This window comes from Streptomyces sp. NPDC030245 (assembly GCF_055572995.1).
In genome coordinates this window covers 346174-360076 of record NZ_JBVICF010000006.1, presented here as the reverse complement: position 1 = coordinate 360076, position 13903 = coordinate 346174, and the positions used below count along the sequence as shown (strand labels likewise).

The window sequence follows — 13903 nt, the reverse complement described above, 5'->3', positions numbered from 1 at the left end:
GGGTTGAGGTCTTGATCGTCCAAGCCTCGACCGCCGGAGGGCACACCCGTGGATCAACTCGCGCTGGTGCTCATCTTGCTGCTCGGCGCCGTGCTCACCGTCCCCCTGGGGGACCGGCTCGGGCTGCCGGCGCCCGTTCTCATGACGCTGGTGGGGATCGGCATGGCCCTCCTGCCGTTCGTGCCCAATGTCGAGATCCCGCCGGACTACATCCTTCCGCTGGTGCTGCCGCCGCTGCTCTACGCCTCCGTGCAGCGCACGTCCTGGCGGCAGTTCACGGCCAACATCCGGCCGATCTTCCTGCTCGCCGTGGCGCTCGTCTTCGTGACGACGGCGGCCGTCGCCGCGATGGCCAACTCCATCGTGCCCGGGCTGCCGATCGCGGCGGCCGTGGCGCTCGGGGCGCTCGTCGCGCCGCCCGACCCCGTGGCCGCGACCGCGGTCGCCGGGTCGCTCGGGCTGCCGCGCCGGCTCGTGTCGATCCTGGAGGGCGAGGGGCTCTTCAACGACGTCACGGCGATCGTGCTCTACCACGTGGCGATCGCGGCGGCGGTGAGCGGCACCTTCTCCTGGCCGTCCGCCGCGGGGCTCCTGGTGCTCTCGGCCGTGGTCGCGATCGTCGTCGGTCTCGTGCTCGGCTGGCTCACCAACAAGCTCATGGGGCTGCTCGGTGACGCCACCCTCCAGACCGGCCTGACGCTCCTCGTGCCGTTCGTCAGCTACGTCCTCGCCGAGGAGCTCCTCGGCTCCGGCGTGCTCGCCGTCCTCACCACCGCGCTCTACCTCGCCGAGAACGCCGTCGACGCCGACGACGTGCTCGGGCGCATCACCGGACAGACCTTCTGGCAGATCGTCGACACCCTGGTCACCGGCATCGCCTTCGGGCTCATCGGCCTCGAACTGCACAACGTCTTCGGCATCGCGAACGACCGCGAGTGGCACATGTTCGGCTGGGGCGCGGCGGTCGTCGCGGTCGTCGTCGGCGTACGCCTGCTGTGGCTGCTGCCCGCGACCTGGCTGGCCAAGCGGCTGCACAAGCGGCGCGACGTCGACGAGGAGATCCCGACGACCTGGCGCGAGACCGTCGTCATGTGGTGGTCCGGGATGCGGGGCGTGGCGTCCGTCGCGCTGGCGCTCGCCATTCCGCTCAAGACGGACGACGGCAGCCCGTTCCCGGCCCGCGACGAGATCATCTTCATCGCGTTCTGCGTCATCATGGCGACCCTCGTCGTCCAGGGGCTCACCCTGCCCTGGCTGGTGCGCAGGCTCGGGGTGCGTGCCGACGCCGACGCGGAGCGCGAGCTGGAGCGCGCGCTCGCGCTCCGCGCCGCCAAGGCCGCCAAGCGCCGCCTCAAGGAGATCCAGGAGGTCGAGGAGCTCCCCGACGACGTCCAGGAGCGGCTTCAGCGGGGCGCCCTCGACATCGGCACCAGGATCAGCCCCGACCTCCTCGACGACGAGCGGCGCGAGCGGTACGCCAAGCGCGTCGACCGCATGAAGGCCGTCCAGCGCATCCAGCGCGAGATGATGTCGGCCGCCCGCCACGAGGTGCTGGCCGCGCGCAGCGAAGCCGGCGCCGACCCGGAGGTCGTCGACCGGGTCCTGCACCACCTCGACGTGCGCAGCCTGCGCTGAGAACTCGGCGGCCGGGGATCAGCCGCGGCCGGTGCGTGGGGACTTCGGAGCGAGGTGCAGCGGGCGGTGGCCGTTCGGTGTCGGCTCCGCCGGGGCCGTGTTGATCCGCGGCAGCGCGTACGGATGGTGCTCGGTGAGCCACTGGATGAGCTGCTCGCGCACCATGACGCGCACGGTCCATATGTCGTCCGCGTCCTTCGCGGTGACCAGGGCGCGGACCTGCATGGTGCTCGGCGTCGTGTCCGTGACGGCGAGCCCCCAGTCCCTGCCGTCCCACGCCGCGCAGTCCCGCAGGATGTCCCGGAGCTTCTCGCGCATCTTGTGGACCGGCGCCGAGTGGTCCAGGTGGAAGAAGACCGTGCCGGTCATCTGCGCGCCGCCGCGCGACCAGTTCTCGAACGGCTTCGATGTGAAGTACGACACGGGCATGGTGATCCGGCGCTCGTCCCAGGTGCGCACCGCGAGGAACGTCAGGGTGATCTCCTCCACGGTGCCCCACTCGCCCTCCACCACGACGGTGTCCCCGATGCGCACCATGTCGCCGAAGGCGATCTGTAGACCCGCGAAGAGGTTGCCGAGGGTGGACTGGGCGGCGACACCGGCGACGATGCCGAGGATGCCCGCGGAGGCCAGCAGGGAGGTGCCCGCGGCCTGCATGGCGGGGAAGGTCAGCAGCATCGCGGCGGCCGCCACCACGGCGACGATCGCGGTGACCACCCGCTGGATGAGCGTCACCTGCGTACGGACCCTGCGGACCCGGGCCGGGTCGCGGTGGACCGCGGCGTAGCGCGCGTACGTGGACTCCACTATCGCCGCGGCGATCCGCACGACCAGCCAGGCCGTGGAGCCGATGAGCACGAGGGACAGGATCCGCCCGATGGCCGCCGAGTGGTCCCGGGCGAGCTCGGCGTGGCCGTAGGTGCCTCTCAGCAGGGCGGCGCACAGGACGACGTGGAAGGGGACACGGCAGCGGCGCAGCAGACCCCACAGCGGGGTCTCGTGGTGCCGTTGGTCGGCCCGGCGCATAGCGAAGTCGACCAGCCAGCCGACCAGCACTGTGAGCACGACCGAGCCGCCGATCACGATCAACGGACGCAGTACGTTCTCCATGCCTCCGAGAGTAGGGGCATGGGGTGCCTCGGCGGGGAGGGGGCCCCGAGAGCCCGTCTTTGAACCCCCGCCTGCGCCCCGACGCCCGGCACGCCCTCCCCCAAGCTCTCGGCTGCGCTCGAGCAGGGGGCACCCCCATGCCGCACGGCGCCCCAGGACAGGTGGCTCCGCCACATGACCTGTGACGCCGCACGCCGATCGCACGCACCGAACGCCGCTGCGCCCGCGCTCCGCGCGAACGACGGGGGTTCAAAGACGGGCTCTCACGGATGGCACGATGGCTCCATGAACATCGTGCTTTTCCATTCGACGTACGGCCTGCGGCCGGCGGTGCACGCGGCGGCCGACCGGCTGCGCGGCGCCGGACACGAGGTGTGGACCCCCGACCTCTTCGAGGGCCGCGTCTTCGACAGCGTCGAGGAAGGCAGGGCCTTTCAGAGCGGGCTCGGCAAGGACGAGATCCTGAAGAGGGCGATCCTCGCCGCCGCGCCCTATTCGGAGCGCGGGCTCGTGTACGCGGGCTTCGCGCTCGGCGCCGCCACCGCGCAGACCCTCGCCCTCGGCGACGAGAAGGCGCGGGGCCTGCTGCTCCTGCACGGCACGTCCGACCTCGCGGAGAACGCGTCCGTGGACGAGCTGTCCGTGCAGCTGCACGTCGCCGAGCCCGACCCGTTCGAGTCCGACGACTGGCTGAGCGCCTGGTACCTCAGGATGGGCCGGGCCGGGGCCGACGTGGAGATCTACCGGTACGCGGGCGCGGGGCACCTCTACACCGACCCGGACCTCGACGACTACGACGCCGAGGCCGCGGAGGCGACGTGGCGCACGGCGCTGGGCTTCCTGGAGACGCTGTAGCCGTCCCGGCGCGCGTGCCCGTCAGCCGACGGGGGCGTGCACCCGCTCCACCTTCTGTGTGCCGCTGCGCGTGCGGTACGAACGGGTCCAGGACGAGGTCGCCCCGGGGTCGGTCCGGTCCGACACGGCGTAGTAGTCCATCTGCGAACGCTCGGCGGTGACGTCGAGGACTCCGTAGCCGTGCGAGTCCATGTCCAGCCACTTCACATGGCGGTTGGCGGCCTTGAGGGCGCCCGCGGCCACGAGGGAGACGGTGTGCGGGGCGACGCCCAGCATGTCGTCGATGTTGTCGGAGCTCACCGAGGTGACCACGAACTCCGTGGCGGCGGACGGCGAGAGCGGGTACGTGGCCGCCTTGACCGGTACGTCGTTCGCCCAGGCCATGTGGATGTCGCCGGTGAGGAAGACGGTGTCGCGGATGCCGCGGTCGCGCAGGTGGGCGATGAGCTCCTTGCGGTCGTCCGTGTAGCCGTCCCACTGGTCGGCGTTGATGGCCAGGCCCTCCTGGGGGAGACCCAGCAGCTCCGCCAGCGGCTTCAGAAGATGCGCGGGCAGCGAGCCGAAGGCGACCGGCGAGATCATCACCGACGTCCCGACCAGCTTCCAGGCCGCGTCCGACGAGGCGAGGCCCGACTTCAGCCAGTCGAGCTGGGCGCGGCCCGTGAGCGTGCGGTCCGGGTCGTCGACCGCGCCGCTGCCGAAGCCCGCCTGCTCGGAGCGGAAGGAGCGCAGGTCGAGCAGGTGCAGGTCCGCGAGTTTCCCGAAGCGGACGCGGCGGTAGACGGTGCCTTCGGTGGAGGCACGCACGGGCATCCACTCGAAGTAGGCCTGCTTGGCCGCCGCCATGCGCCCCGCCCAGCCGCCCTCGGTCTCCGGGGAATGGTTCACGGCCCCGCCCGACCAGGCGTTGTCGGCGAACTCGTGGTCGTCCCAGATCGCGATGACCGGGTGTGCCGCGTGCATCGCCTGTGCGTCGGGGTCGGTCTTGTGGACGCCGTGCCGGGTGCGGTAGTCGGTGAGCGTCTGGATCTCGTGCCGCGGCTCGTGCGGACGGACGACGTGTTCGGCCGACGGGTACTCGCCGCTCTTGTACTCGTATATGTAGTCCCCGAGGTGGAGGACCGCGTCGAGCTCGGTGCGCGCCGCGAGGTGGCGGTAGGCGGAGAAGTGGCCCGCCTCCCAGTTCGCGCAGGACACCACGCCGAAGCGGACGCCGTGCGCGGAGGCGTCGTACGCGGGGGTGGTGCGGGTACGCCCCACGGGGGAGCGGACGTCTCCTACGGAGAAGCGGAAGTAATACGTGGTCGCCTGGCGCAGGCCCCTTACATCGGCCTTGACGGTGTGGTCGGAGGTGGCCCGCGCGGTGGTGCTGCCGTGCGCCACGACCCGGGTGAAGCCCTTGTCCTCGGCGACCTCCCAACTCACCTCCGCGTCGGGTCCCTTGCCGGATCCGGGCACGGCGTCCGGCGCGGGGGTCACGCGGGTCCAGAGCAGGACGCCGTCGGGCAGCGGGTCCCCGGAGGCCACTCCGTGGTGGAAGGCGGGTCTTTCGGCGGCGTGCGCGGGTATGGAGGCGAGCGGCGCGGCGAGCGCGGCGCCGGCGGCCGCGGCCTTGACGACGGTACGGCGGCTCGGGGCCGCGGAGTTGAGCGACGACTGAAGATCGTTTCGACTGGTCACGGACGATCACGATACTGATCGGTAATCGCAAGAGGGGGGCGAACCAGTCAAGTTCGCCCCCCTCTCGCGCACTGTTCCTCTCGAAGAGGATTCAGCCCGTTACTTCGTGACGCCCGCCTTCTTCAGGGTGGCCTTCCAGGCGTCGGGGGTCTTCGGCGTCTCGACCACCTTGCCGTTGATCTTGATGGTCGGCGTGGACTCCACGCCCTTGGCCGACTGGAAGGAGTCGCTCATCTTCAGGGCCCAGGGGTCGAAGGTGCCCTTCTCGACGGCGCTCTTGAACTTGGCGTTGTCCTTGAGGGCGTCCACGCTCTTGGCCACCTTGAGCAGGTACTCGTCCTTCGCGAAGTCGTCGGTGGACTCCGAGGGGTGGTACTCCGTGGAGAACAGCGCGGTCTTGTACTCCAGGAACGCTTCGGGGCTGACGTTCAGCGCGGCGCCGAGCGCACTGAGGGCGTTCTTCGAGCCCTCGCCCGAGAGGTTGTTGTCGAGGAACGTGCCGATGGTGAAGTTCAGCTTGTAGTCGCCGTCCTTCATGCCCTTGTCGATCGCGGAGCCGATGGACTGCTCCATGGCGGCGCAACCGGGGCAGCGCGGGTCCTCGTACAGGTGGACCGTGTTCTTCGTGTCGGACTTGCCGATCGTGACCGTGGTGCCGTCCTCGCCCGAGGTGTTCGCGGGCTTGACGACCTTCTTGTCCTTGGCCTCTTCCCAGTGACCGGGCTTGTTGGACTGCATGACGGCGTAGCCGACGCCGCCCGCGAGCGCGAGGACGCCGACGATCGAGACGCCGACGATGACGGCCCGCTTCCGCTTCTCCCGCTTGCGCTCGGCTTCCTGCTGAAGGCGGATCCGCTCGCGGGCGGCGGACTTGGCGGCCTGGCTGTTGCGCTTGCTCATGATCTTTTTCTCCGTGTGGGTGAACTGCGTGGGGGTGCTGTGCTCAGGCGAGGACGGCCGAGCACGGCGGTCCACGCCGCCCCACGAAGTGCACGAGCAGCCGCGTGCGCGCCGCCCGCACCCGGCGCGCGGGGCGCGCGGCACGGCGGACGGGCAGGCGGGAGGTGGCGACCGCGGCGACCGCGATCAGCAGGGGCCGGAAGGTCGCGGCGGCGACCGCGCGAAGCAGCTGGGCCAGGGCCCGCTCGCCGCGCCGCAGCCAGGCGGCCGCGAGGAGGCCCACGCCGACGTGCGCCCCGAGCAGCAGCCAGGCGGCGGCCGGGTCCACGTCGGCGAGGAGCACGGCGGGCCCGTGCCCCTCGGCGGTCATGCGGGCCAGCGGTGACCCCACGGGCGCCCCGCCGCACAGCACGTCGAAGCCGACGGAGCGCAGCGGGCCCGCGACGGGACCGCCGGCCTCGCCGTAACAGACGTGCTGGCCCGCGGTGAACACCGTGTCGGCGGCCAGTTCGAGAGGGATCAGCAGGGTCGCGATCCGCCCGTATCCCCGCTCGCGCCCCGCCATCGCGTACGCGATGAGGAAGACGGGGGCGGCGATCGCCGCGACGGTGGTCAGCGGCAGGGGGACACGGGACAGCAGCACGTGCGACGCGGCGGAGAGCGTCACGACGAGTGCCGTGAACAGCGCCGCGCGCACGGCTCTGAGCTGGGTCCCGGATATGTCCATCGCGGAGGAGTGTGTCATGTGTTCCTGTGGGAGGCCCATAAAGGGTGCCTATGAGCCCCCGCCCTCGGGCGCCTGCGGGCCGGGCGCCTACAGCCCCGGGATGCGGCCGTTGCGGAACAGGTCGACGAAGATCTGGTGGTCCGCACGCGCGCGTGCGCCGTAGCTGTGGGCGAAGTCCACGAGCAGGTCCGCGAAGCCGTCCTCGTCGGCGGCGATGGCGGCGTCGATGGCGCGCTCCGTGGAGAACGGCACCAGGTCCGAGTGCCCGCTCTCGTCGTCCGCCGCGGCATGCATCGTGGCCGTGGCGCGGCCCAGGTCGGCGACGACCGCGGAGATCTCCTCCAGGTCGTCGATGTCCGACCAGTCCAGGTCCACGGCGTACGGCGAGACCTCGGCGACGAGCTGTCCTGCGCCGTCCAGCTCGGTCCAGCCCAGCCACGGGTCGGCGTGCGCCTGGAGGGCGCGCTGCGAGATGACCGTGCGGTGCCCCTCGTGCTGGAAGTAGTCACGGACCGCCGGGTCCGTGACGTGGCGGGAGACCGCGGGGGTCTGGGCCTGCTTGAGGTAGATCACGACGTCGTTCTCCAGGGCGTCGCTGTTGCCCTCAAGGAGGATGTTGTACGAGGGCAGTCCCGCGGAGCCTATGCCGATGCCGCGGCGGCCGACGACGTCCTTCACGCGGTACGAGTCGGGGCGGGTGAGGGAGGACTCCGGGAGGGTCTCCAGATAGCCGTCGAAGGCGGCGAGGACCTTGTAGCGCGTGGCCGCGTCGAGCTCGATGGAGCCGCCGCCCGGCGCGAAGCGGCGCTCGAAGTCGCGGATCTCCGTCATGGAGTCGAGCAGCCCGAAGCGGGTCAGGGAGCGGGCGTCGCGCAGCGCGTCCAGGAGGGCGCCCTGGGCGGTGTCCAGCGTGAAGGGCGGCACCTCGTCGCTCTTGGCGCCCGTGGCGAGGTCGTGGATGCGCTCGCGGTACGCCGCGGCGTAGGTCCGGACGAGGTCGGTGATCTGCCCGTCGGCGAGCGCCTTGGTGTACCCGATGAGGGCCACGGAGGCGGCGAAGCGCTTGAGGTCCCAGGTGAAGGGGCCGACGTAGGCCTCGTCGAAGTCGTTCACGTTGAAGATCAGGCGGCCCTGGGAGTCCATGTACGTGCCGAAGTTCTCCGCGTGCAGGTCGCCGTGGATCCAGACCCGGCCGGTGCGGTCGTCCAGATAGGGCCCGCCGTGCTGCTCGCGCTCCAGGTCGGCGTAGAACAGGCAGGCCGTGCCGCGGTAGAACGCGAAGGCGGAGGAGGCCATCTTCCGGAACTTCACCCGGAACGCGGCGGGGTCCGCGGCGAGCAGCTCGCCGAACGCGGTGTCGAAGACGGCGAGGATCTGCTCGCCGCGCTGCTCAGCAGTGGGCTGCGGGACCGACATCGCTGGGTGCCTCCTGGTACAGGGTGATGCGTGACGTGGGACGGATGGCCCGCCCCTTCCAACGCTCGACCGTACTCCCGAGTGCCCGCCGACTGTCAGCGCCCCGGATTAGACTTCCACGCTGACCCCCCAGACTGTCCGCAGCCTGTTCCCCAGCGTTCTCCGGAGGCCTCCCGTCGTGACAAAGCCGCCCTTCACGCACCTGCACGTGCACACTCAGTACTCGCTGCTCGACGGTGCCGCGCGGCTGAAGGACATGTTCAACGCGTGCAACGAGATGGGCATGACCCATATCGCGATGTCCGACCACGGCAACCTGCACGGGGCGTACGACTTCTTCCACTCGGCGCAGAAGGCGGGCGTCACACCGATCATCGGCATCGAGGCGTACGTGGCGCCGGAGTCCCGCAGGAACAAGCGGAAGATCCAGTGGGGCCAGCCGCACCAGAAGCGCGACGACGTGTCCGGTTCGGGTGGTTACACGCACAAAACGATCTGGGCGGCGAACAAGACCGGTCTGCACAACCTCTTCCGGCTCTCCTCGGACGCCTATGCGGAAGGCTGGCTCCAGAAGTGGCCGCGCATGGACAAGGAGACGATCTCTCAGTGGTCCGAGGGCCTGATCGCCTCCACCGGGTGCCCGTCGGGTGAGCTCCAGACGAGGCTGCGCCTCGGCCAGTTCGACGAGGCGCTGAAGTCGGCGGCCGAGTACCAGGAGATCTTCGGCAAGGACCGGTACTTCCTGGAGCTGATGGACCACGGCATCGAGATCGAGCGCCGGGTCCGCGACGGCCTCCTGGAGATCGGCAAGAAGCTCGGCATCCCGCCCCTGGTGACGAACGACTCGCACTACACGTACGCGCACGAGTCGACCGCCCACGACGCCCTTCTCTGCATCCAGACCGGCAAGAACCTCTCGGACCCGGACCGCTTCCGCTTCGACGGCACCGGTTACTACCTGAAGTCGACCGACGAGATGTACGCCATCGACTCGTCCGACGCCTGGCAGGAGGGCTGCCGCAACACACTCCTGGTCGCCGAGCAGATCGACACCACGGGGATGTTCGAGAAGCGCGACCTGATGCCGAAGTTCGACATCCCGGAGGGCTTCACCGAGGTCACCTGGTTCCAGGAGGAGGTCCGCCGCGGCATGGAGCGCCGTTATCCGGGAGGTGTCCCCGAGGACCGGCAGAAGCAGGCCGAGTACGAGATGGACATCATCATCCAGATGGGGTTCCCCGGGTACTTCCTCGTGGTCGCCGACTTCATCATGTGGGCCAAGAACAACGGCATCGCGGTCGGCCCCGGCCGAGGCTCCGCGGCCGGCTCGATCGTCGCGTACGCCATGGGCATCACCGACCTCGACCCGATCACCCACGGCCTGATCTTCGAGCGGTTCCTCAACCCCGAGCGCGTCTCCATGCCCGATGTCGACATCGACTTCGACGAGCGTCGGCGCGTCGAGGTGATCAGGTACGTGACGGAGAAGTACGGCGCCGACAAGGTCGCCATGATCGGCACGTACGGAAAGATCAAGGCGAAGAACGCCATCAAGGACTCCGCGCGCGTGCTCGGATATCCGTACGCGATGGGCGACCGCCTCACCAAGGCCATGCCCGCCGACGTCCTCGGCAAGGGCATCGACCTCGACGGCATCACCAACCCCTCGCACCCGCGCTACAGCGAGGCGGGCGAGATCCGGGGGATGTACGAGAACGAACCGGACGTGAAGAAGGTCATCGACACCGCCAAGGGCGTCGAGGGCCTGGTCCGGCAGATGGGTGTGCACGCGGCCGGCGTGATCATGTCCAGCGAGCCGATCGTCGACCACGCCCCGCTCTGGACCCGGCACACCGACGGCGTGACCATCACGCAGTGGGACTACCCCCAGTGCGAGTCGCTCGGCCTGCTCAAGATGGACTTCCTGGGCCTGCGCAACCTCACCATCATGGACGACGCCGTCAAGATGGTGCGGGCCAACAAGGGCATCGACCTGGAGATGCTCTCCCTCCCGCTCGACGACCCGAAGACCTTCGAACTGCTCTGCCGCGGTGACACGCTCGGTGTCTTCCAGTTCGACGGCGGCCCGATGCGCTCGCTGCTTCGCCAGATGCAGCCCGACAACTTCGAGGACATCTCCGCCGTCTCGGCCCTGTACCGGCCGGGCCCGATGGGCATGAACTCGCACACGAACTACGCCGAGCGCAAGAACGGCCGCCAGGAGATCACGCCGATCCACCCGGAGCTCGAAGAGCCCCTGAAGGAGACGCTGGGCCTCACCTACGGCCTCATCGTGTACCAGGAGCAGGTGCAGAAGGCCGCCCAGATCGTCGCGGGCTACAGCCTCGGCGAAGCCGACATCCTGCGCCGCGTGATGGGCAAGAAGAAGCCCGAGGAGCTGGAGAAGAACTTCGTCCTCTTCCAGGCGGGCGCCCGGAAGAACGGCTACAGCGACGAGGCCATCCAGGCCCTGTGGGACGTCCTGGTCCCCTTCGCCGGCTACGCGTTCAACAAGGCGCACTCCTCCGCGTACGGCCTGGTCACCTACTGGACCGCCTACCTGAAGGCGAACCACCCGGCCGAGTACATGGCGGCGCTCCTCACCTCGGTGAAGGACGACAAGGACAAGTCGGCCGTCTATCTGAACGAGTGCCGCCGCATGGGCATCAAGGTCCTCCCGCCGAACGTGAACGAGTCCGAGCACAACTTCGCCGCCCAGGGCGACGACGTGATCCTCTTCGGCCTGGAGGCCGTCCGCAACGTCGGTACGAACGTGGTGGAGTCGATCATCCGCTCGCGCAAGGCGAAGGGGAAGTTCACCTCCTTCCCGGACTACCTGGACAAGGTCGAGGCCGCCGCCTGCAACAAGCGCACCACCGAATCGCTCATCAAGGCGGGCGCCTTCGACACCATGGGCCACACCCGCAAGGGCCTCACCGCGCAGTACGAGCCGATGATCGACAACGTGGTCGCGGTGAAGCGCAAGGAGGCCGAGGGTCAGTTCGACCTCTTCGGAGGCATGGGCGACGAGTCGGGCGGGGACGAGCCGGGCTTCGGGCTCGACGTGGAGTTCTCCGAGGAGGAGTGGGAGAAGACCTACCTCCTCGCCCAGGAGCGCGAGATGCTCGGCCTGTACGTCTCCGACCATCCGCTCTTCGGCCTGGAGCACGTGCTCTCCGACAAGGCGGACGCGGGCATCGGACAGCTCACCGGCGGTGACTTCTCCGACGGGTCGGTCGTCACCATCGGCGGCATCATCTCGGGCCTCCAGCGCAAGATGACCAAGCAGGGCAACGCCTGGGCGATCGCCACCGTCGAGGACCTCGCGGGCTCCATCGAGTGCATGTTCTTCCCCGCGACGTACCAGCTGGTGTCGACGCAACTCGTCGAGGACGCGGTGGTCTTCGTCAAGGGCCGCCTCGACAAGCGCGAGGACGTGCCGCGGCTCGTCGCGATGGAGCTCCAGGTCCCCGACCTGTCGAACGCGGGGACCAACGCGCCCGTGATCATCACCATCCCGACCGTCAAGGTCAGCCCGCCCATGGTCCACCGCCTCGGCGAGGTCCTCAGCCACCACCGGGGCAACAGCGAGGTGCGGATCAAGCTCCAGGGGGCGCAGAAGACCACCGTGCTCCGGCTCGACCGGCACCGCGTCAAGCCGGACCCGGCGCTCTTCGGTGACCTGAAGGTGCTGCTCGGCCCGTCCTGCCTGGCGGGCTGAGCCGCCGGACGGTCCCACTCACCACGTCATGAGGGGCGCACCCGCTTCCGGGTGCGCCCCTCATGTGTGCCTGGATGTGTGTCAGTTGTGGCCGAAGCGGCGCTGGTGCTTACGGGCAACATCAGCAGGGCTGCCCTGGGCCTGCGACTGCATCGCCGACTGGGCATCGGTGGCGGCCGACCTGGCCTGCTCCTGCGCCTGCTCGGCCTGCGAGGCGCGGTTCTGTTCGCCGCCCTGCTTGCGGTTCTTGTTCTTGGCCATGGTGATCTTCCTCCTGAAGGGGATCCGGGGGCCATGACGCGTTCAGATTCACATATGTCGACAAAGCGCGCATTTCAGAGAATTACCGTGCGTAATAAGGGCTGTGGGCGGGCGGGACGAGGGCTGTGGGCGGGCGATCCGCGGATGCGCCACGCCGAAGATCGAGTTCCGGCCGTTAACCTCCGCCGGGTCGGGCAGACTCGAAGGGAAACCCGCCGCGGACCCGCACCCCTGATTCGTTGTCCTTACAGGGTGTCTTCGTGGGACTTCGAGGGAACGTCCAGAGACCTCCGGGCAGGGAAAGAGGGTGGACCGCGTGGATCGCTGCATCGTCCTGGTGGACGCCGGGTATCTGCTGGGTGCCGCCGCGAGTCTCCTCGCGGGCGAGCCCTCCAGGTCCCGGATCACCGTCGATCACACCGCCCTGATCCAGGGGCTTCGCGAGCGCGCGGAGGCGGACACCGAGCGCCCCCTGCTGCGCATCTACTGGTTCGACGGCGCCCCCGACCGGGTCCCGCAGCCCGAGCACCGGCGGCTGCGCGTCATGCCCCGCGTGACGGTCCGGCTCGGCGCCCTGACCCGCAGCGACGGACGGTGGGCCCAGAAGGGCGTCGACGCCGCGATGCACGCCGAGCTGACCGAGCTGGCCCGCAACCGCGCCTGCTCCGACGTGGTGCTCGTCACCGGCGACGGCGACCTGCTGCCCGGCATGATGGCCGCCAAGGAGCACGGCGTCGCCGTCCACCTGTGGGCCGTCCAGGCCGCCGACGGCGACTACAACCAGTCAGAGGACCTGGTCGCCGAGGCCGACGAGCGGCGCGTGCTCGACCGGGCCTGGATCACCAAGGCCGTACGCCCCAAGGAGCTCACCGGCATCTGCGCGCCGCCGCCCGCGCCCCGCCCCGAGATCGCCGCGATCCTCTCCGCACCCCTCCCGGAGTCCGCGCTCGCCGCCGCCGCGCAGCGCGCCGAGGAGGAGACCCCAGCCCGGCACACCGAACCCGCCGCGAACGGCCGGCAGGCCGACGAGCACCGCGTCCCCGCGGGCAAGGGCGTCCCCACGCCCAAGGACCTCGCAGCCCTGCGCGGCCCCGGCACCCAGCCCGCCCAGCAGCCCACGAACGCGACGCTGCGCTGGTCCTCCGACAAGGGCTGGGTCGAGCGGCCCGGCGGCGCGGCCGAGAGCGCCGAGGCCGCCGCCCTGCCCACCCTCGCCCAGCTGACCACGGCCGAGCAGCGCTGGGCCGACCGCGAGGAGGACATCACCACCGTCGGCGGCGACCCCTACGAGGTAGGACAGGTGTTCGCCCGGCGCTGGATGGCGCGCCTCCCGGAACAGCACAACCTTCAGAAACTGTCGACGATGTACCCCCGCATCCCGCACCGCATCGACGGCGAGCTCCTGCGCTACGCGGCGCGGTTCGGCCTCCTCGCCCACAAGGACGACCAGATCGACGAGCACGACCGGTACGCGATCCGGGCGGGCTTCTGGCGTGAGGTCGACGTGCGGACGGCCGCCGAGCACGCGCCCGCGGGGGACCGCGCCGGTGGCTGACACGGGCCGTACGGACCGCCCCGGGCGTCGCCCGCGCCCGCGG

At 70.0% G+C, this 13903-nt stretch carries 10 protein-coding genes; 4 read left to right on the top strand and 6 right to left on the bottom strand.

Annotated features, from left to right (window positions below; genetic code table 11):
• Window positions 1-48: 48 nt before the first annotated feature.
• A complete protein-coding gene (locus ACZ4Z4_RS19110; RefSeq protein WP_468328294.1) occupies window positions 49-1635 on the top strand; it encodes a Na+/H+ antiporter in 1587 nt (528 codons plus the stop codon).
• Window positions 1636-1653: 18 nt separating this feature from the next.
• On the opposite strand, the gene ACZ4Z4_RS19105 is transcribed toward ACZ4Z4_RS19110, so the two are convergent.
• Window positions 1654-2745 (bottom strand): mechanosensitive ion channel family protein, encoded by a 1092-nt coding sequence (locus ACZ4Z4_RS19105; RefSeq protein ID WP_468328292.1) that lies wholly within the window; start codon window positions 2743-2745, stop codon window positions 1654-1656.
• Window positions 2746-3030: 285 nt separating this feature from the next.
• Between ACZ4Z4_RS19105 and ACZ4Z4_RS19100 the strand changes: the two genes are divergently transcribed.
• Entirely contained in the window at window positions 3031-3600 is a 570-nt protein-coding gene (locus ACZ4Z4_RS19100; RefSeq protein WP_468328290.1) for a dienelactone hydrolase family protein, read from the top strand.
• Window positions 3601-3621: 21 nt separating this feature from the next.
• On the opposite strand, the gene ACZ4Z4_RS19095 is transcribed toward ACZ4Z4_RS19100, so the two are convergent.
• The 4 genes from ACZ4Z4_RS19095 to ACZ4Z4_RS19080 all read right to left on the bottom strand — a co-directional run bounded on the left by ACZ4Z4_RS19095 (window position 3622) and on the right by ACZ4Z4_RS19080 (window position 8323).
• Window positions 3622-5280 carry an alkaline phosphatase D family protein gene (locus ACZ4Z4_RS19095; protein ID WP_468328288.1) on the bottom strand — a complete coding sequence of 553 codons (1659 nt, stop codon included), beginning with the start codon at window positions 5278-5280 and terminating at the stop codon, window positions 3622-3624.
• A gap of 99 nt (window positions 5281-5379) precedes the next feature.
• A complete protein-coding gene (locus tag ACZ4Z4_RS19090) occupies window positions 5380-6180 on the bottom strand; it encodes a DsbA family protein (RefSeq protein ID WP_468328286.1) in 801 nt (266 codons plus the stop codon).
• A gap of 43 nt (window positions 6181-6223) precedes the next feature.
• Window positions 6224-6907, bottom strand: a complete 684-nt coding sequence (locus ACZ4Z4_RS19085) for a hypothetical protein (protein WP_468328485.1) — start codon at window positions 6905-6907, stop codon at window positions 6224-6226.
• Window positions 6908-6994: 87 nt separating this feature from the next.
• Window positions 6995-8323: a DUF2252 domain-containing protein gene (locus ACZ4Z4_RS19080; RefSeq protein ID WP_468328284.1), complete on the bottom strand. Its 1329-nt coding sequence runs from the start codon at window positions 8321-8323 to the stop codon at window positions 6995-6997.
• 178 nt (window positions 8324-8501) lie between these two features.
• Here ACZ4Z4_RS19080 and dnaE point away from each other — a divergent pair, with 178 nt between their 5' ends.
• Complete coding sequence (gene dnaE / locus ACZ4Z4_RS19075; RefSeq protein ID WP_468328282.1) at window positions 8502-12044, top strand: DNA polymerase III subunit alpha; 3543 nt, start codon at window positions 8502-8504, stop codon at window positions 12042-12044.
• Window positions 12045-12125: 81 nt separating this feature from the next.
• Here dnaE and ACZ4Z4_RS19070 read toward each other — a convergent pair whose 3' ends face one another.
• Window positions 12126-12305 carry a hypothetical protein gene (locus ACZ4Z4_RS19070; RefSeq protein WP_468328280.1) on the bottom strand — a complete coding sequence of 60 codons (180 nt, stop codon included), beginning with the start codon at window positions 12303-12305 and terminating at the stop codon, window positions 12126-12128.
• Window positions 12306-12621: 316 nt separating this feature from the next.
• Between ACZ4Z4_RS19070 and ACZ4Z4_RS19065 the strand changes: the two genes are divergently transcribed.
• Window positions 12622-13860 carry an NYN domain-containing protein gene (locus tag ACZ4Z4_RS19065; RefSeq protein WP_468328278.1) on the top strand — a complete coding sequence of 413 codons (1239 nt, stop codon included), beginning with the start codon at window positions 12622-12624 and terminating at the stop codon, window positions 13858-13860.
• Window positions 13861-13903: the final 43 nt, after the last annotated feature.